We start from the raw sequence: 18,769 nt of genomic DNA, 5'->3' as shown, positions 1-18,769 counted from the left end.
TTCACTGAGAATATAAATTATCAGTGTTATTAGCAGAAGGTTTTCTGTAGGTAGATCGGCTAAAACCTTTATCAAATCAATCATAAGTTACCTTTGCCGGTTGTGGGTCGATTTAGGTAAATTAAAACTTATTAGAGGGGAGGTTAGGCAAGTGGGGTTACCTGTTAAAAGGCTAGGGGTTACCTAGGTTACCCCTAGTTTTTCTCCTACCTAGATTTGATCATTGAAGCTATTCGCTCTAGCTTTACTTGGCTCAATCCCTGAACTTGATCAGAACCATCCTTGTGGGTGATTCCTCTCTGTTTGCTTTCTGCTTTCAGCCAGTGTTGTATTACTTTGTTTGTTGGAGGAGTAGCTTCGTTTAAACATAGCTCTTCATAAGCATCAATAGCTATTTGTAATTCAGGCGGGTATGAGTTATTTGTGGTTTCTGGAGTCATCGAATCTTCATTAATGAGTAAATCTCTTAATCGTGAAATTTCCTCTTCTGATTCAGAAAGTCTCATCTCTAGTAATTCAACTGACTTGCTTATGCTTTCAGGTTGATAATCCAAACCAATATCTAATCTTTGATATTCAGACCATCTTAAAAATTCTTGCTTTGAGATTATTGTAAGCTCGTAATCCAATACTGCTCGCTGTTTTAGTAACGTTCCATTCTTGTAATTTTTAGAATACCTTTCACCGAACTCATCATTACATGATGTCCAAAGCTCTACTGTATGCAATTTAAATCCATGTTGATTTGTTCCTTTTATACAGTCGCTTAATAGTTCAAGGTAGTGATTGTATGAGTACCTCTGTGATGGCATTTCTATTGATGCCATAGGTTCAATATTCGCAGCTATTTTTGCGGCGGCACTTAAAGTAAAGTTACTTTTTTGGTTGATAACCTTCACATCATAAGCATGGTCTTTTGCGAGAAGTTGAAGTTTTTCGATTGGCTTAGGGTATCCAATTTCTGATGCTATTTTGCAAAGCTGTTCATATGAGAATAACGCTTCATCTTCTACCTCGGTCTTAGTTTTTAGTAGGTAAACATTCCCAATTAATTCCTCGTTATTGCTGTATTTTGTGCCTTTAACCTCAACTACGAAATTAAAAACTGGCATATCCGGATCACAGATCGCATAGCCACTTTCGATTTCCTCTAGGGTAAATTTGGGACCAACGACTTCAGTTTTGTGGACTATAAAATAACCGTCAACATAACTGATTTTGTCACCTTTAAAAATTAGGCCTTTGAAGTATATGTAGGGGTCTAGCATCTCTTCTATATCAGCGAATGGAATCGAAATAGACCTAGCTATTTGCGATGCCGTAAAAAAGTTTGTGTCCTTATCCATACTGTCTTCGTACCTTTACTCAAATTACAAGGCCCCAAATTGGTAGGTGAGCAATTTATTTTGGGACTTTCCCCAAGCCTTAGTAAAACTAGATTTTTGTAATTATCACAGATATTTAGGTGGAATTAAAGGTGTGGCTAGAGACTGTAGATTGCGAAACTCTTTCGTACTTAAGGTGGTGTTGGGTGTCGCAAGTTAGCATACATAAACTAATGTCGTGGTTGGTATTTAGGCGATCGAATTTAAATGATTTCTGTCCAAAAACGTCACAATCTGAATTTTAACATTTGGCATTTTTTAGCTCGAAAATGCCCCCAAACGTGTTTTTTTAGCAGTAAACCTTCACTAGAATAATTTAGTCAGCAAGTTGCTTTCCAATTTGTTAAAGGAGTTACTTCCTATTTGTTCAGCCGCTGGTGCACAATTTCTCATAGCCTCTTGTCAAACTGATCTGGCAAGTCTCTGACTCATACTCTTACCTCACAAACTGAGTTTTATTATCTTTGAATTGCTAAATTCACAGATTAGAATGATAAAATTATTAAGAAACAAAGCACATATTTGTTTTTACTTGTGATATCAGAGAAGTAACGCCTTCAATAGAATCTTATTTAACTTGAGGATCAGTCAGCTGAGTCAATACTGACGCGGTTGTTATTAGTACTGTCAGGACATAAACATGTGGTCAGATAAAGAATCTAAGATCGATTTTTTAAATTTCAATGAGATTGCTGAATCAATCAAAGATCTCATTACAGAGAAAGAGTTAATGCCAATATCTATTGGCGTATTTGGTGATTGGGGTGCTGGTAAGTCAACAATTTTAGAGTTGACCGCTAAAGCGCTTGAGAAGGAAGAACAAGAGTACATCCAGATTCATTTTGATGCATGGACATTTCAAGGATACGACGATGCAAAAGCTGCACTGTTGGAGACTATAGCAGCACAATTGGTTGAAGCTGCCGCTGAGGATGAAAAGCTACTTGAAAAGGCACTTGATTTTGCTAAGCGCATCGACAAAGTAAGGTTTATGGGGCTTATGGCTGAAGGTGCTGCTGCTATTTCTGGAATGCCGACATTCGGTGCAATTCAGAACTTTTTTGGTTGGGCTGGAGATGCCTTTGATGAAGATGATGATTTGGATTTCGAAGCAGCTCAGAAAGATGCTAAAGCAATAGGTCAGGTTGGTAAAAAGGCTAAAGGACTTGTAAAAGCTAAGAAGAAATTCTCTCCTCCAAAAGAAATTAGAGAGTTTAGAAAATCCTATATATCGTTGCTAAAGGCTTTTGATAAACCTGTAATTGTTTATGTTGATAACTTAGATAGATGTTTACCTGAGAATACGATATCCACACTAGAAGCAATTAGATTGTTTTTGTTCATGCCAAATACTGCATTTGTTGTTGCGGCTGACCCTGACATGATTCGCTTGGCAATTCCTCATTTCCATAAGGGAGCTTCTGTACGTCACCAAACTGACTATCTAGATAAACTGATTCAAATCCCTGTACATGTTCCAAAGCCCGGTTTTGCTGAGGTTAGAGCCTATCTGATAATGCTAATTGCCCAAGACAGAGGTATCCCAATAAAAGAGTTCGACCGCTTGAGGCTAGGGTTGGAAGAATCACTCAGGTTTTCTTGGAAACAGGGACAGATTTCGGTAGATGATTTACTCGAAAGGTGTGAGCTTGATGACGCTGAGCTTAGAGAAGAGTTTAAGATAGCAGAACAGATGGCTCCAATATTGGCAGAGTCTGCGAACATAAACGGCAACCCAAGAATCGTAAAGCGCTTACTTAATCAAGTTAAGATGAGGAAAAAAACTGCACATCGTAGAGGTATGCAGCTAGATGAGCGAACAATAACTAAGCTAGTAATTTTTGAACGCTGCATGGGTATTCAAGCAACAAATAGGCTGTATGAGCTCATTGATTCAGAGAGTGGTAAACCAGAACTCATTGAAGAACTCGAACGAACAGATAAAGAGTTTGATATCGAAAGGCTACCTGATGAATGGAAGAAAGAAGTTCATTTCCTAGAAAAATGGGCTCGATTAAAACCTTTGTTTACAGGTGTAGATCTAACAGCGGCAGCATACTTGAGTAGACAAAATATCCCGATGGGCTCTGTTAATAGCGTCATGTCAGGCGCAGCACAAAAAATGCTCGAAGGATTGTTGAAACAGAAAACTAGATCCAGTAAAGCGAGCTCTGAACTGATTGAACTTACAGCTAGTGAAGAGTACATATCTGTGATGGATAGCCTCATCGAAGAGTTGCGTAAAGTTGAAGAATGGGGCCTAAAAACCTCCGGAATATATGGAGCAAGGCAATTGGCAGCACATGATGATAGGTGTAAGGCTAATTTTTTAGCTTTCGTGAAGAAAGCTCCCAAGAAACGATGGCTAGAATCATTGATTAAAGAACTAGAGGCAACTAAATAATGGGAACTTCAGCATCAAGTACCGGACCTAATAATAAGAGCCCGTTGTTACCACCATGGGCAGAGCAAGGCGGTTCAGTGGAAGTTGGTTCTGATAATGGAGCTGACGTTAGCGTACCACCACAGGAAGTTGATAATGGAAAAGTACAAGAGCAGATTCCGGGCTCAGTTCCTAATATTCCGTCACCAAATCGACTGACAGGGGCAAGAAGGGCATTTGGGGATTACGCAAAGTCAGGAAGTGACAGCTCTAATTTGAGAGGCTCTCTTAAGAAATACTCTAGAAGCTCCGGTGGAGGTTCTGGAGTGAGCCGCAGGCTAGCGAGCGGTATCACTGCTGGCTCCGGTCTATTGGGGATGATGCAAGGTGACAGCGTTAAGTATAACGATAGAACCCTTTCTCTATCTGAGTTAAATGGATTAACTACTGACCAAGCTATAGATCGTATTAGCGATCATCTAACACCTGATAACGGTGATGCTGAATCTGTGCGTTTAGCAATAGATTTTGCATTAGCGGAAGTATTGCCTGATGAAGAAAAGTTTGATGAGTCCATGTTTACAGATGATGTGGTAACAGAAGCTATATCTTGCTATTTAACTGATCTGATTTTTCAGGATGTTGTTGATGGAATGGGCAAGGCTTGGTTCCATGCTGAACACGCTAGTAAACATCACAAAATGGAAGAAGAATTAAGGGATCTAATAAAAGTGATAACTCAATCTAAAGTAGAAAAGATCACGAGTGATAATGGAGGGCATTTATCGCAGGCTAATATCACTAAAATTCAAATTGACGCGATATCGCAGACTGTAGATGAATGGGAGTCTTTTAATGATTAATTTCTACTTTAACCATAATCCTTCTTTGCTTCCCGAGTATTCCGAGACTTGCCACCCAGTGCAACTCTTCGGTACGCACCCACACGATAGCTCTAAGCACAGTAGAGCTTCGGGTAGCTTACTAAAGAAAGTACGTGAGCTTGGGGTTAGTATTGATGCGGATGCTTTAGATTTGATAACCATAGCTAGTGCCGTTACTGCTGCTGAGACATTTGAACTTCGAGGTAATGCGGCAGATGCGTGGTCAAGGGTTATGCACTTGCATATTCCGGTTATTAACGAAAAATTATGGGGAAATTTATCGGAGCGTCTTAGTTCTATCTTGAGCTTCTTAACTGGTGACCAGTGGAAGTTTACGTTTACGAAAACTTTGCTTGAGGTGCCTAAACCTATTGTTAGTAACAAATCAAAAGCAAGGTTGAATAGCTTCAAAGGACTAAACTCAGTTTGTCTTTTCTCTGGTGGGTTAGATAGTGCTGTTGGCGCAATAGATATACTAAATGGTAAATCCAATTATAAACCGCTTTTGCTTAGTCATGCTTACCGTGGAGATGGTGTTAAACAAGAGAACATCAAGAGGCTTTTAAAGTCTAAGTATGGTGAGCTTTCTTATAGCATTTCACCTAGTTTAATGGCTGGATTGAAAGGTAAAACTGATGTCACGATGCGTGGAAGAAGCTTTAACTTTTTAGCTATGGCTGTGTTGGGGATTTCTGCTCTGAGAAATGCTAACGAAGATAGTAGTATTTCTACAATTATTGTTCCCGAGAATGGGTATATTTCAATCAACCCTCCACTCACAAGGCGACGAATTGGTAGCCACAGTACACGGACTACTCACCCATATTTCTTGAATCGTCTTGAAGAACTCTTAAAAGATGCTGGATTTAACGTGACATTTGTTAACCCATACCAATTTCAAACAAAGGGTGAAATGTTAGAGGAATGTGTTGATCAAGTTGCAATTGCTAAGGCCATTCCGTTGAGCGTGTCCTGTAGTCATTGGCATCGAAAACATATGCAGTGTGGTCATTGTGTTCCTTGCTTAATTAGACGTTCATCTGTCCATCATGCGGGGTTCAAACAAGATGCACCATACGTTAGTAAGAACTTAAAATTTGTTCATAACGATAAAGATACTAGAGATGATTTGCATGCGGTGCAGACTGCAATTATTAGGCTTAATAAATCTCAAGACTACAAGGGATGGATTAGACAAAGTGGCTCGTTACCGAATGAACAAACTACAAGAGAAAAATTAGAGTCTACAATTAGACGTGGACTCAAAGAAGTGGAAACGTTTCTTGAGACGAATAAAATATAATGATGGATATGCATTGTCATGTCGATCTTTACCCCGATTATGACATGGTTTTAAAAGACATCAGTGATACTGGTTGCTATCTATTATCCGTTACGACAGTACCTTCGGCTTTCAAAGGTACTGTTAATTTAACGCGTGATATTAAAAACTGTCGGACGGCACTTGGATTGCATCCCCAGTTAGCTCATCAGAGAAAAAACGAGCTTGCCCTGTTTGATACATTGATAGAAGAAACACGGTATATTGGAGAGATTGGACTTGATGGTTCAAAGGGCTATAAAGAACATTTTGACGACCAGTTGATTGTTTTTAATCATATTCTTCAAAAATGTGAATCTCAAAAAGATAAGATATTAACTATTCATAGCCTAAATGCAGTTGACGCAGTTTTAGAATGCTTAAGAGAGCACCCCAAAGCGGGCACTCCTATTCTTCATTGGTTTCTTGCAACAAAAAGACAAGTATTGAAAGCAATCGATCTTGGTTGTTATTTTTCTATAGGACCAGCCATGTTGTTCTCGATAAGAGCGAAGAATGTCATTTCTTGGCTACCAAGAGATCGAATTTTATTGGAAACAGATGGTCCATTTGCCAAGGTGAAAGGAAAAATTCTATATCCATCCGATGCGGCCAGTGTTATTCCGTATATGGCAGAGTTGTGGGGTATTTCTCCTGATGAAGTAAGAGATATACTCAAAGCTAATTTGAAAGGCCTTGTTAGTTAGGCTCGCTTACTTGGTTTTACTTAATTCAGCTTATCCGAAGACGCAATGTGGTAGCTGACTCAAACTCGTTTATGTTCAGAGGCGTGTTATGCCGCCATGCTTTGGGACAAAAGCGAGTTTGTATTTCCGGTAGATATGTGATGTTAGGACGCATCCTCGTAGCCAAGTTCTTTCTTATCAACAAGATCCAAATCTACAGTGCCAACAAACTATCAACCACAGTTACTTATTTATTTAGGATTGAGTTACTTATTTATTTAGGATTGGACTGCTTGATTATCTCTGAGTTTAACTCCAATTCATCCGTTTATCTTGAGCTATCCTCATCAACATTGTGGTAAATGGCTAACTATGTATAGTAGTGAAATGCACCATAAGGAAGCTTCACACATGATTGAATTTGTTAATGCTAATTTTGGTTTATGTTTAACCCTAAGTGTTAGTGTATTGGTTGCAGTGAGATATCACGTTAAATCGGTCTTACGCCAATACAACAAAGAAGATAGACCTCTTTAAATATTTACAATGTTTGTTAGTGAGCGGGCTGTTGTAGCCAATAAAACAGCCACCATTCGGTGGTTGTTTTATTTTGTTAATGGGCTTACGCCATACCTTTGTCCTACTCTATTGTAAGTGAGTAAGTAGCTTTCTTTAGTCGATTACGCTCTAGTTTGATGTTTACGCAATAAAACACTTGACCGGTGGTCTTTGTGTGCTGTACAATTGGAAATATTGCTGCTGAAGCTGCTTTATGATATGTTGGTTGTAATTTCATATCTAATGAGTTTTCGAGTGATTAATATTCAAGCCCCCCTTATCCAAAATTCAAGCTGGTGTAGTACAACCTTTTTACCGCTGCCATTGGTCAATGACTTTCCCACTCCTGTGGTAAACAACTTTTGATTAATAGAAATGAGGGGGCCGATAGTAAAGGATATTATTCCTATGCTCTCACTACTCTTAACTGTGATTTATACCCAGAATTAAAAGTTAGAGTTAATGGTGAAGGTGAGATTGAGCCTTATGCTCCATCTCGCTCTAAGAAAAAAGAAAACAAACTTCCTCAGATCGTTACTTCTCTAGGTAAATTGGTATACCCACAAAACCTCTATCTAACAGTCTACGCTCGTAAGACCCAGTCTATTGCTACTCGTGCCCAAGCCCTGCTGATGTTTACTCGATGGCTTGATTTAACAGATAAGTCTTACAGGGATGTATTTGCAGATCCTTCTGATGGTGTTGGGTGTGAATTTGCTGATTTTCTTGTTCGGTGTGTTATCGGTGATCATGAAGCAGGGTTAAAGCTCGCCTTGTCTACAGCGAAGACGTACATGCGATTTGTTGTCGATTTTTACAAATGGATGAATCGAGAAGGTGTACTAGTTTGGTCTGATAAAGTAAAACCGTTTGAATTCACACTGAAGCGAATACCTCGTAAATCTAACAAGAATGTAGATATGTTGAGCCACACAAAAAGAAATTATGAGATTGTGGTTCAAACAACTAGTGTCATGAATAAGTTCCCTCGCTCCGCAAAAGTCCCACCACATAAGAAACTGAAGCCATTACCAGAGTATGAATTAGAGGTTCTCGACACTTATATAAATCGAGTTGAGTTTTCGGTGCGTAATCGACTAATGATTGAGTTGGCTTACAAAGGAGGGCTTAGAATTAAAGAAGTTGCCTCATTGAACGAAGGGGCAATCTATCAACCATCTTTAGGCGAGGTCGAGTGCGAACTAGCGCTAAATACATCAAATGGTGTCCAAACTAAGAATGACCTTTCAAGAGTCACTAAAATACCAGCATCTCTAATGACATTACTCTATGACTATAAGATTTCAGAAGGTAGACAAAGCATAGTTGATTCGTTAGGCACGCTGTCCGAGGGGAGCCAGTTTGAGCCCCGCTTATTTCTCAGTAATAGAACTCTCCTAGGGTCAATTCACCCAAATACAATTCAAGGAATTTGGTCAGATCTGAGATCTGAAATTCGACTTGTTCACACAACTTGGTACTACAAGTTCCATGATTTACGAGCAACTTTTGCAACAGATTTTCTACTGCAAAAAGTGAGAGATTCGGACTTGCCATTGGACTTCTTTTTCAGCGAACTGAAAAGCCTTATGGGACACAGCGAATCAACAGACACTATGGTTTATATCAATTTTTTAAAAGACCTAAAGCTCAACAAGGAAGCTGCGTTGAGACGGAATCAGGAAGCACAGGAGGCTGCTGATGGCGAAAAGTAACATTTCGGATTTGTACGTTTCTGACCTTGAGAATAGAAAAGAATCTCCATATGACAATGATGTTTTAAAATACACAAAGCAAGGTGTTACTAGGGAGATTGACCTTACATGCCTAGACTATGTATTTGCTGACATTGAGCAACTGAAGGTTGAATGCGGTGTAAGACTAACCTTGGTTGATAAGCTGAAACGAACAATAAAACAGCACTTTGAGTTAGATAGAGTCAGTACGGGGCAACAATTATACCATGTCTTACGATCATTGATTCGACACGCTGATAGGCAACAACTTGAAACATTCTCTAAAGAATCATGGAAGTCATATTTTGGTGCAAAGGGGTATATGTGGAGGTTGGTTGAATCCGCAGAGCGTCAGCATAGCCACTCTTACATGTACGACGACGGGCAGGTAGAGGGCATTGCAGAAAAAACTGCCGCTGGTAAAAAGAGACTTCTGAAGTATGCCCTCTCTGAAATTGGTTTAGATGTTTTTGATTGGGACAAAGGCTTAAAAGACTTTTCAGTCGCAGGGAAGCCTAAAAAGGCGCTAGAAAATTTCAGTAAAAATGAACATGACACTACACTCAGGCGCTTGCATGACAAGTTTTTCTTACTTACCCCTATCTTAATTGCAGAGCAAGAGTTGGGGCGTTTTTCAGATGATTCAAAAGACATCGCCTATAGCATAGCTAAGAATACACTTAGCTCGAAAAAACAAACCCTTGATGTGGAATTACTGTTTCTAGAAGGTATGACGCTCAATGCAGTATTTAATTTTACAATGGAAATTGGTTATCACCTCTTTTGCCATTATACGGCCTTCAATGACTCTGTAGTTACATCTGTTCGAAGACCAATTGAATTCATAAAGGAAAAATCCGAAGGAAAAGTTTCAAAATACGCCATTATTAAAGGCTTTAAAGGTCGAGCTGCGAAGGAAGTTACAGGGGTTATTGGCGAATCTGAATTAGAGGAAGTCTCTGCACGAGTAGATAAACGTACAGGGGCTGCATTTCTGAACATGCTGCTGAAGCTATCATCTACTTTTAACCCTGATGAGCACGGCTTGTTGCTATATCAGCTAGATAATGAAGGTTTGCCTACAGAACTTAAAACTGATTTTAAAAATGATAACGTTCCACGAAAGTTAGAGCTATTTGCGGATAAGCGTGTCGGGTTAGCGGAAAGGTTGGCGGAGAGCATTAATTCGCTTTGTGAGCACAGTTATGTTGAGCAGGTAAAAAGGGTTGTTGATGATGAGGGTGTTCGGCGTATTTCAAAGTCTAAAGAGTATTACCAGCCTACCAGTAATCAACATACTTCATTGATGCTCCGTCTTTCAGTTGCGTTCATGCAATGCTTCACGGCTCAATCATTAAGACATGCTCAATTGCCACTGTTTTATTCAGCACCTGATGAGAATGGGAAGATCACCGTGACATGTACTTCTGCATTGATAAGCTCAGAATCAGAAGATGCTCAGAACGCTGTGATTACCTTTTACCTTGATGAGGTGTTTTTGCCAGTTGTTAAGAAAATAGAAGACTGGGCAACAGCAAGAAACCCTCTGTTTAGAAAACGTAAAAAGGGTAATCAGCACACTTCAAAATCAAGTATTGATGGCTCAAACTATAATATTGAGCCTACCAAGGGTGCGTCTTATCTATTTCCACAAGGACGGAGCGGTGAAACTAGCTTCTTTAACTCGTACCCCGTTACTGCTCCTTTTCTATCGAGGATAGGGCTTACACCTAGCCATTTCTTTTGCACGTTAAATTCTACACGATTCCGCAAAACCGTAGCGGATAACGAGTATCGACATGGTTCTGAACTCACAGCTATGACTGTCCTCCAGAACTCTAAAAAAGTGTTCGAAGAACATTATGCCAACGGTCATCAGGGGCTAAATAATGAGATTATTGCACAAGCATTAGATGTAATTGAGCTGGTTATTAAAGGTGTGGAGCTTGAAGAGGCAAAGCAAAAGGTTAGGGATACTTGGAGGGTTGAAGTGCTCTCTTTTGACGAATACAAGAAAAGAGGCAAGCCTAGTAATCCCAATGGCACATGTTGTGATGGTAAGCCAGAGTTCGAAGGCCAAGAGGATAAGCTAGCTCAGGCAGCAGCAAAAAAAATGGGAGTCATAGATGATTCATCAAAACTCCATTGCTACCAATTTGATAAATGCCATGAGTGCCTCAATGCCAAACTGGTCGATGAACCTAATCAGGTCTATAAACTTTTGTCATTTATAGAGTCACTAATTGATACTGCTGATCTTCATCCTGAAAATGAGGAGTTGGATAATCGAATCGAGTCATATGAAGAAATCGTATCTCAAAACATATCAGAAAATGTTCTTAAAGAAGCTGAGGCTTTACTAGAGGCGAATGGTCGCTATTTTTTGTATGCATAGACTAACTGGGGAGCACTATGAAAACTATTAAAGCAGCAAGTGGCGCAAAGGTTAGCTTTGAAGAGTTTGTTGACGATATCGATACCGACCATGTTGATGATGTACTTTTGCCAGCAATTGAACGTGGAAGTTGGGATGAGTTGGAATCACTTGCGGTAATTAGTAATTCTGAATTTCCTGTGCTGTTTGAGCAAAATGTATGGGATCTAAGCCAGATTGGTGACGGCTATCAAACAAATCGCCTGCTATTTAACCACTCAACAAGGAAAGGCTTTGATGGTTATATTTTACCAAGAAATATACGCAATGAAATCAAGTGCTTTGCTGCTGTAGAGCTGCTGACAGATTACGGTAAATATTCATATACATCGATTGTTGATACGGTTAGCAAGCTCACAGTAATAGCCAAACATGCTACAGAAATTGGGATTACTAGCTTTTCTGATATCGATGAAGATACCATATTTCGACTTCAAGAGAGCGGTCTGAACATTAACGTTAAGGGGAATAAAGTCTTATCTGCGATTAACAGGTTGGTTCAGTGCCAAGAGTCATTGCCTATCCAGATTGAGATAAATAAATCGTTGGAGCCGAAACATTTTAGCTTGCCAGTGTTACCGCCTGATCAACACTTTGTTATCCCATTCAGGATTTACTTTGAAATGGTGAATTGTGCTATTTCTGAAATCAGTGAAGCATACAAAAATAGAGTAGAGCTTGAAAATGCAGTTGAAGTTTTCCTGACTCATTCGAGTTCAGTAAAGTCTGAACTAATGAGAAAAGTTAGAAGAGGTGAGTTGTCACTGGAAAGCGCCATTCCAAGTGATTCTAAAGCTAACAGTATCCGTGAGGTGTTTGAAAGTGAAGGCATTCCAATCATTGACAATGAGCAAGAGCCGTTGTGGGAGGATGTTTGGGCAAGTTGTGTTGGCGCAAACTGGAATGGCTCTAAAGCTAGAGGTATTTGGGAAGATTTTCAGGTTAAAATTGGCTCGAAGTCTTTTCGAGTTAGGTCTGAGTTTTCAGAGTATCTTCGTGCTCTTAATTCCAATGCGGCATTTTTAGTGATGGCATTAAGTGGTATGAGAATTGGTGAGCTTTTTGGGATATCTCCCGTGTATGGTGCTCGGGATCATATTAAAATAGGAATTAATACTATTTATGCGCTTACAACAAAGCAGGAGAAGTTGACTCTAGATTCTCAGACTGCCGATGACGTCTATATAACAAATCGGACAGGCTTTAGGGCTTTTCATGTTCTCAACGCTATCCATCGACCTTATCGAAAGCGCTTTGAAGAAGGTTCCAACAGTACCTTCTTTGCAGCCTTAACAGAGGTGTACCACCCAAGACCTATTGAAAAGGTCGGATTAGGACAAACAATTAGAGAGACCATAAAGCGTTTATACAAAGATACATTTGTTTTGAACTCTCATGATTTAGATGCCCTTAGGGCATCTAATCCAGAACATAGCAGACTCCTTGAAGTTGGTGATAGTTTTCCTTATACAAACCACCAATGCCGAAGAAGTTTTGCGTTCTACCTGATTGGTCTAGAGTTAATGGACTTCCCACAGTTAAAGCAACAATTGGGTCATATATCTATTGCTATGACACGTTGGTACGCAAAAAATGCACACTCATTGAAGAAAATTTTTGGTGAAATTAAAGAGGAAAGAGAGGAGCGTTCAGCTAGAGTAATGTCTCGCACCTATAACAAGTTAGCAAACAAAGAGCGCTTGGCTGGAGGGTTAGGTAAAAATCTTTTGAAGGAAGTTATTGATAACGCTAACTTTTTTGACCAAGGCGTTAATGGCAGAAAACTTTTACCTAGATTTTGGAAAGAGGAAATCAGAACTGGTAAGGTGCATGTCCATGTGATTGGGAAGGGTATGTACTGCACAAAGAGGCAGTGCGCAATGAGAGCTGCTATTGATCTTTCAGAATGTACTGATTGTGGCTGGGATATTATTGAAGATGCAAGCGAGGCTGAATCTATACGAATGACGGCTATGAGAGACCTACTAATTTTACAGGAATCGGGGGAGCTTAATGGCAGTTCAGCTTCGAAGTATGTGATGGACATACGCTCGGCAGAGAAAATCATGTCTGATCTAAACTTCCCACATGAAGTCTTTGAGATACCAGATGATGTCTCTCAGTTAATCCCTGTACAAAACATATAGAGGTAACTATGGCTCGTAACAAGGATGCTTCTCGTAAGGCACTACTCGATGCAATCTCTAGAATTAAAGAGCAGACCTACACGCATAAAGATCTGAAAAAGAAAAATGTTGTAAAACTAAACAAGTCAAATGTCGAAAAGGAAGCTGGACTATCTGTTGGCGCTCTTCGTCATCACCCTGATATTGTTAAGTTGATAGAGAACCCTAGCCCTAACAAGAATCATAGTGATGATGTAGCGAGCTTGACTAAAAAGGTTGATAAACTGAAGGCTTTAAATGGAGAGCTAAAAGCCGAGAGTGCCCGTGATAAAAAGGATGCAGAGCAAGCAAAACAGACCCTAAAAGAGTATCAGTCTGAGTATCATCAAACAGTAACAGCTTTGTTCTTTAAAATACCGATCAATGAAAGAGAGGAGGCAATAAAGTCACTTGATGACTCCTCTTTGAACGGAGAAGTAACGAATATAAATGAATATAGGCGTGTAGCGCCTATCTAACTAGCTCTGGAAACTTTACTGACACTTCAATAAAGCCAATTTTGCGTGCAACTTTCGCTGCTGCATCAATGGTTTTGAATTTTCTAGCATCATCTCCACGTTGTGGAGTAACGGTGTATTGTGTTGACTTGTTCTTCCCTTGTAGCATTAGATTCCAATCTGTGCCAAATGCTTCTGGAACTACAATGGCTTTGGTTAATTCACCTGCTTGAAATCTGATTTCTAGCTCAGCTTGTTGCATATCGAGTGCATCCAAATAATTCAATGAATATCACTATAATACGACAAAGATTGGAATTCATCAATACAGAGTTGTGAGTCATCAAAAGCTAAATTTGATTTCGGTGTCGTTTATCTATAACGAAGTATCAAGATTGGGAATTGATGTGGATTTAAGCGACTGGACAGAAGAAGGTAGTAGGTTTCAATGTATGTAGGAGTGCATATTAAATTGGTGTGGATTAAATAAGTTGTTTGGTAATGGTGTTAGCAAAATCGATCAATAGAAAAAGGCGCTAATTGCGCCTTTATCATTTATTGTACTTAGCTCTTATAGAGACTCTGTGAAAGTACGTGCGATAACGTCACGTTGTTGTTCTTGAGTTAGAGAGTTGAAGCGAACAGCGTAACCCGATACACGGATTGTTAGCTGAGGGTAGTTCTCAGGGTTAGCTACTGCATCTTCTAAAGTCTCACGTTTTAAGACGTTCACGTTCAAATGCTGGCCGCCTTCGATCTTCGCTGGGACTTCAATAGCAACGTCACGAGACTCGTATTCGCCTAGATCTGCTGATGGAACTACTTGGTCTGCTTCGTAGCCTTCAACTGCAACAACACAACGTGCTTCGTTCTTTTCTGTATCTAGCAACCAGATTGAGTTAAGTAGAGAATCGTTAGCTGCTTTAGTGATTTGGATACCTTGGATCATATGGATTTCCTTTTAATTTTTGATTTGATTTTTATGACTTAAAGCATGACTCTAAGTGCTGACTTCTTAAAAAAACATGACTAATAAAAAATATGAGATTTTTCTCTCTTTATGACTATCAAATCCATTGCTGATAAAGGGCTTGATGCGATTAAGTCATACTTTTTAGTAGTTAGGCTTTCCAATATTAAAGATGTTGACCACCTTCGATGCGTGGTGCTGCTTCGATTGCAACTTCACGGCTTTCGTACTCGCCTAGGTCTGCAGCTGAGATAACTTGGTCAGCTTCGAAACCTGCAGTAGCAACAACACAACGAGCTTCATTCTTCTCGCTATCTAGTAGCCAGATTGAGTTTAGTAGGTCATCGTTTGCTGCTTTAGTAATTTGAATACCTTGGATCATAACTATCTCCTAGTCCACTGAATGTGGTTTGATTATGGTGTTAACTTTCGATTTTTATTGAGCTGGGTAATATATACCTAATATTAGTAAGGTTAACATTGATTCAAGTCAAAAAACAACCAAAAACCATATTTTCACAAAGGTGATTATATTGAGGTAAATCAATAAAACCTTTGAAAACAAAGTAATTACAAAATATTTTAAAGTATAAAAAATATTTAACAGTCATATTTGTTGTAAGTTTACTACATTTGTTGTGTTTTTATTGAACTACAACCGATACGACCCTTTATTTATTAAGCATTCTGAAAGTGTAAAGTGATTTAATGACAAACAATAATTCATCCTCAAAACCGGAAACAAATATTAAGTTTATTGGCGCTCATGTCTCGGCTGCTGGTGGAGTTGATCAGGCGCCTATGCGTGCACGTGAAATAGGTGCCAATGCGTTTGCACTGTTTACCAAGAACCAGAGACAGTGGGCGGCAAAACCACTAGAAGCGAAAACCATTAGTGCCTTTAAAGCCAATTGCAAAATGTTGGGCTACGGTGCTGAGCACATTCTTCCTCATGACTCCTACCTGATTAACCTAGGAGCGCCAGAAGAAGAGAAGCTAGAGAAATCACGCGCGGCTTTTATTGATGAAATGGAGCGTTGTAATCAACTTGGACTAACGCTTTTGAATTTTCATCCTGGGAGTCATTTAAAGAAAATCTCAGAAAGCGAATGTTTGGCGAAGATCGCTGAATCGATAAACCTAGCTCATCAAGCGGTACCTGACGTAATCGCAGTGATCGAGAATACGTCTGGGCAGGGCACTAATCTGGGTTGGAAGTTTGAACATCTAGCCGAGATTATCGAGCAGGTAGAAGATAAGTCACGTGTGGGTGTGTGCTTAGACACCTGCCATACGTTTACTGCTGGCTATGACTTACGTACAAAAGAGGCGTGTGAGCATACTTTTGCTGAGTTCGACCGCATCGTGGGTATGCACTATCTAAGAGCAATGCACATCAATGATTCAAAAGCTGAGTTCGCGAGCCGAGTCGATCGACACCATTCTTTAGGAAAAGGCGAAATTGGCTGGGATTGTTTTGAGTATATTGCCTCTGATTCTCGCTTTAATGGTATCCCTCTTATCTTGGAAACCATTGATTCGACGATCTGGAAAGAGGAAATTCAACAACTTAGAATGTTTCATCGCTCAGCAACGCTAGCGAGCGAACAAGCGTAATAATAGAGGGGGAAATTTATTTCCGTCTATTTCTAAAAATTGGCACCTTTCTTTCATAGTATTAAAGTGAATATGTAGTTCACGATGTCTTAGAGGAGGTGCCTTTATGTATTCAATCACCCAAACTTCAACTATTGCTGTCGCACGCCGTTTACCTACACCAAACCGTCACGTGCATAACCACGGCCACCATCGTACACAGCAGAAAAGTGGTTAATCGAGATAAGCACAACTTGAACTGATTATTATGATTCATCAACAAGTGAACCCTACACATCATGTTTATTGATAGCTGTATGAGGTATAACTAGAGCCTTATTTAGGACAGTTAGCCGATACAGCTATTTTTTTGTCTGGCGAAAGCCGCTAGAAACCTTGATGATTGGGAAGTAAAACGATGACCGCACCAAAGACTTGGGAATCCATTATTAATGATGAACGTGATAAAGAGTACTTTCAGAGTGTCCTCGCGTTTGTTGAACAGCAACGTAATAGTGGTAAAACCGTCTACCCGCCACAAGAACAGGTGTTCAGTGCCTTTGATATGACGCCTTTCGAATCCGTGCGAGTGGTTATCTTAGGGCAAGATCCTTATCACGGTGCTAACCAAGCTCACGGCTTAGCATTCTCAGTGCTTCCTGGTGTGAAAATCCCACCTTCTCTACGCAATATGTACAAAGAGCTTGCACAAGATATAGAGGGCTTTGAGATTCCTAGTCATGGTTATCTCGATTCTTGGGCATCGCAAGGGGTGTTGATGTTGAACACAGTCCTTACAGTCGAAGAGGCAAAAGCACACTCACATGCTAAGTGTGGCTGGGAAACCTTTACCGATGCCATTATTGCTGAGCTCAATCAGCGCTCTGAACCGATCATCTTTTTGTTGTGGGGCGCACACGCCCAGAAGAAAGGTCAAGCGATTGATGACGACAAGCATCATGTGTTGGTTGCACCTCACCCATCGCCATTATCGGCACGCCGTGGATTCTTCGGTTGTCAGCATTTCTCTACAACCAACAAGCTGCTTTCTTCTATGGATCAACAACCTATTGACTGGCGTTTACCAACAGAAGTGTAGGTTGGTGGTTTTCTGAGCAGGGTCAAATCATAAATCAGCATATTCGTATACACTTATAAATAGTAGGTGTAATGGAGTGCAATACTATGATGATTGAAAGGATAAGACGAGAGCATGGCTATATGGCTCGTTTACTCGCGATACTCAACAGTAAGTTAGAGTTTCTGAAACAGGAGCGAGAAATAAACTATAGCCTGATCGCAGAGGTGGTTCATTACCTTATGAACCATTCAGACAAAGTGCATCACCCTAAAGAAGACGTCATTTATCGCTACTATCTTAAGCAATATGGCAGCGAGCAAGCGATTGAAGACTTGGAGTTAGAGCATCAATTGCTTTCTGAGAAAACGGCGGACTTTTTAGGTTTGGTCGATATGATCCTTCAAGATGCGGTGGTTCCTCAGCAAGTCTTTATTGAGCAGCTTGAAGCGTTTGTTAAGGCTCAGCGAAAGCACATGGAATATGAAGAGAAGCATGTGCTACCCATGATTGTTGAGGCGTTCACGGTGAAAGATTGGCAAGAAGTGGAGTCTCAATGGCTTCAACCGGAAGATGACCCTGTTTTTGGAGAGACCATCGCCGATCAATATCGCCAACTCGCGGCTCGGGTTCGACAAAATGAACAAGAGTGTGTTTAGCCCGTTGTAATGTTGAGGTGCACCTATTTTAGGTATCCTCTATATTAGAGGGTTGGTTTCCAAATGGCGCTTTGAGCGGATTAACTACCTCAAAAAATAAAAAAGGCACCTATATAGGTGCCTTTTGCTATCTGATTTCTTATCGTGCTGATTAAAGTTTTATATCGTCAAGGCTAAAATCAAGACCCAGGTTCATCTCTCTCAGCTCTTTCTCAAGCTGCCTACGATCGTTGATGGCTTCGATTTCACGCCACTTACGCTTGAGTGGTTTCGAGCGTGATTTTTGAGTTACACGAGGCATTTCTAGTTCTGATACTTCATCGAATTGAAAGCTATCCATAAGCCATATCTCCTTCCGTGGGACTAGTTCTTACGAACCAATAAATATCATATTTAGGTTCACAATAACTTTGATTTGTTTCTCATTTGTTTCAAATCCATGAAGCTTTTGTTCTA

At 40.0% G+C, this 18,769-nt stretch carries 15 protein-coding genes and 1 pseudogene; 11 read left to right on the top strand and 5 right to left on the bottom strand.

Translation table 11 applies throughout. The features are described 5' to 3' along the window. Positions 1-206 precede the first annotated feature (206 nt). Positions 207-1,346, bottom strand: a complete 1,140-nt coding sequence (locus AB6F11_RS10605; protein ID WP_104216205.1) for a hypothetical protein — start codon at positions 1,344-1,346, stop codon at positions 207-209. A 679-nt stretch (positions 1,347-2,025) separates the two neighbouring features. On the opposite strand from AB6F11_RS10605, the gene AB6F11_RS10600 reads away from it, so the two are divergent. The 8 genes from AB6F11_RS10600 (at position 2,026) to AB6F11_RS10565 (ending at position 14,031) form a co-directional block, all read left to right on the top strand. Continuing rightward, positions 2,026-3,789 (top strand): P-loop NTPase fold protein, encoded by a 1,764-nt coding sequence (locus AB6F11_RS10600; protein WP_104216206.1) that lies wholly within the window; start codon positions 2,026-2,028, stop codon positions 3,787-3,789. Continuing rightward, entirely contained in the window at positions 3,789-4,631 is an 843-nt protein-coding gene (locus AB6F11_RS10595) for a hypothetical protein (protein WP_104216207.1), read from the top strand. The genes AB6F11_RS10600 and AB6F11_RS10595 overlap by 1 nt, the downstream gene beginning before the upstream one ends. Beyond that, positions 4,624-5,955, top strand: a complete 1,332-nt coding sequence (gene qatC, locus AB6F11_RS10590) for a Qat anti-phage system QueC-like protein QatC (RefSeq protein WP_104216208.1) — start codon at positions 4,624-4,626, stop codon at positions 5,953-5,955. Before AB6F11_RS10595 ends, qatC begins: the two co-directional genes overlap by 8 nt. After that, entirely contained in the window at positions 5,955-6,680 is a 726-nt protein-coding gene (gene qatD / locus AB6F11_RS10585) for a Qat anti-phage system TatD family nuclease QatD (protein WP_104216209.1), read from the top strand. The genes qatC and qatD overlap by 1 nt, the downstream gene beginning before the upstream one ends. An 899-nt stretch (positions 6,681-7,579) precedes the next feature. Next, entirely contained in the window at positions 7,580-8,932 is a 1,353-nt protein-coding gene (locus tag AB6F11_RS10580) for a site-specific integrase (protein WP_136999106.1), read from the top strand. After that, positions 8,919-11,348, top strand: a complete 2,430-nt coding sequence (locus AB6F11_RS10575; RefSeq protein WP_104216211.1) for a hypothetical protein — start codon at positions 8,919-8,921, stop codon at positions 11,346-11,348. Before AB6F11_RS10580 ends, AB6F11_RS10575 begins: the two co-directional genes overlap by 14 nt. Before the next feature lie 17 nt (positions 11,349-11,365). Beyond that, a complete protein-coding gene (locus AB6F11_RS10570; protein WP_104216212.1) occupies positions 11,366-13,534 on the top strand; it encodes a site-specific integrase in 2,169 nt (722 codons plus the stop codon). Positions 13,535-13,542: 8 nt separating this feature from the next. Next, positions 13,543-14,031 (top strand): hypothetical protein, encoded by a 489-nt coding sequence (locus AB6F11_RS10565; RefSeq protein WP_104216213.1) that lies wholly within the window; start codon positions 13,543-13,545, stop codon positions 14,029-14,031. Here the strand turns inward: AB6F11_RS10565 and AB6F11_RS10560 are convergent. From AB6F11_RS10560 to AB6F11_RS10550, 3 genes and pseudogenes are all read right to left on the bottom strand, one after another. Next, positions 14,024-14,272, bottom strand: a complete 249-nt coding sequence (locus AB6F11_RS10560; protein WP_104216214.1) for a plasmid replication protein RepB — start codon at positions 14,270-14,272, stop codon at positions 14,024-14,026. The genes AB6F11_RS10565 and AB6F11_RS10560 overlap by 8 nt on opposite strands. A 309-nt stretch (positions 14,273-14,581) precedes the next feature. Next, entirely contained in the window at positions 14,582-14,959 is a 378-nt protein-coding gene (gene grcA, locus AB6F11_RS10555; protein WP_104216215.1) for an autonomous glycyl radical cofactor GrcA, read from the bottom strand. A gap of 190 nt (positions 14,960-15,149) precedes the next feature. Then, positions 15,150-15,362, bottom strand: a pseudogene (locus tag AB6F11_RS10550) (autonomous glycyl radical cofactor GrcA); the annotation flags it as partial. Between the two features lie 326 nt (positions 15,363-15,688). Between AB6F11_RS10550 and nfo the strand changes: the two are divergent. The 3 genes from nfo to AB6F11_RS10535 all read left to right on the top strand — a co-directional run bounded on the left by nfo (position 15,689) and on the right by AB6F11_RS10535 (position 18,313). Further along, the gene (nfo, locus tag AB6F11_RS10545; RefSeq protein ID WP_102319761.1) at positions 15,689-16,597 is read left to right on the top strand and encodes a deoxyribonuclease IV; all 909 of its coding nucleotides are present in this window, start codon (positions 15,689-15,691) and stop codon (positions 16,595-16,597) included. A 397-nt stretch (positions 16,598-16,994) separates the two neighbouring features. Continuing rightward, positions 16,995-17,675, top strand: a complete 681-nt coding sequence (gene ung, locus AB6F11_RS10540) for a uracil-DNA glycosylase (RefSeq protein ID WP_017059317.1) — start codon at positions 16,995-16,997, stop codon at positions 17,673-17,675. 86 nt (positions 17,676-17,761) lie between these two features. Further along, a complete protein-coding gene (locus AB6F11_RS10535; protein ID WP_017070073.1) occupies positions 17,762-18,313 on the top strand; it encodes a hemerythrin domain-containing protein in 552 nt (183 codons plus the stop codon). Positions 18,314-18,464: 151 nt separating this feature from the next. Here the strand turns inward: AB6F11_RS10535 and AB6F11_RS10530 are convergent, their stop codons facing one another. Continuing rightward, positions 18,465-18,653: a DUF3545 family protein gene (locus AB6F11_RS10530; RefSeq protein WP_017059319.1), complete on the bottom strand. Its 189-nt coding sequence runs from the start codon at positions 18,651-18,653 to the stop codon at positions 18,465-18,467. Between the last annotated feature and the right edge of the window lie 116 nt (positions 18,654-18,769).

Source organism: Vibrio sp. 10N.247.311.14 (genome assembly GCF_041467715.1).
Classification (GTDB): domain Bacteria; phylum Pseudomonadota; class Gammaproteobacteria; order Enterobacterales; family Vibrionaceae; genus Vibrio; species Vibrio crassostreae_C.
The sequence above is the reverse complement of the archived record's forward strand: the minus strand, read 5'-3'. Positions and strand labels throughout refer to the sequence as shown.

What these genes read in the sequence shown, in the direction of transcription:
- AB6F11_RS10595 (WP_104216207.1), top strand. Translation starts at nt 3,789, where the DNA reads ATGGGAACTTCAGCATCAAGTACCGGACCTAATAATAAGAGCCCGTTG.
- qatC (WP_104216208.1), top strand. Translation starts at nt 4,624, where the DNA reads ATGATTAATTTCTACTTTAACCATAATCCTTCTTTGCTTCCCGAGTAT.
- AB6F11_RS10535 (WP_017070073.1), top strand. Translation starts at nt 17,762, where the DNA reads ATGATGATTGAAAGGATAAGACGAGAGCATGGCTATATGGCTCGTTTA.
- AB6F11_RS10605 (WP_104216205.1), bottom strand. Translation starts at nt 1,346, where the DNA reads ATGGATAAGGACACAAACTTTTTTACGGCATCGCAAATAGCTAGGTCT.
- grcA (WP_104216215.1), bottom strand. Translation starts at nt 14,959, where the DNA reads ATGATCCAAGGTATCCAAATCACTAAAGCAGCTAACGATTCTCTACTT.
- ung (WP_017059317.1), top strand. Translation starts at nt 16,995, where the DNA reads ATGACCGCACCAAAGACTTGGGAATCCATTATTAATGATGAACGTGAT.
- AB6F11_RS10575 (WP_104216211.1), top strand. Translation starts at nt 8,919, where the DNA reads ATGGCGAAAAGTAACATTTCGGATTTGTACGTTTCTGACCTTGAGAAT.
- AB6F11_RS10565 (WP_104216213.1), top strand. Translation starts at nt 13,543, where the DNA reads ATGGCTCGTAACAAGGATGCTTCTCGTAAGGCACTACTCGATGCAATC.
- nfo (WP_102319761.1), top strand. Translation starts at nt 15,689, where the DNA reads ATGACAAACAATAATTCATCCTCAAAACCGGAAACAAATATTAAGTTT.
- qatD (WP_104216209.1), top strand. Translation starts at nt 5,955, where the DNA reads ATGATGGATATGCATTGTCATGTCGATCTTTACCCCGATTATGACATG.
- AB6F11_RS10570 (WP_104216212.1), top strand. Translation starts at nt 11,366, where the DNA reads ATGAAAACTATTAAAGCAGCAAGTGGCGCAAAGGTTAGCTTTGAAGAG.
- AB6F11_RS10560 (WP_104216214.1), bottom strand. Translation starts at nt 14,272, where the DNA reads ATGCAACAAGCTGAGCTAGAAATCAGATTTCAAGCAGGTGAATTAACC.
- AB6F11_RS10600 (WP_104216206.1), top strand. Translation starts at nt 2,026, where the DNA reads ATGTGGTCAGATAAAGAATCTAAGATCGATTTTTTAAATTTCAATGAG.
- AB6F11_RS10530 (WP_017059319.1), bottom strand. Translation starts at nt 18,653, where the DNA reads ATGGATAGCTTTCAATTCGATGAAGTATCAGAACTAGAAATGCCTCGT.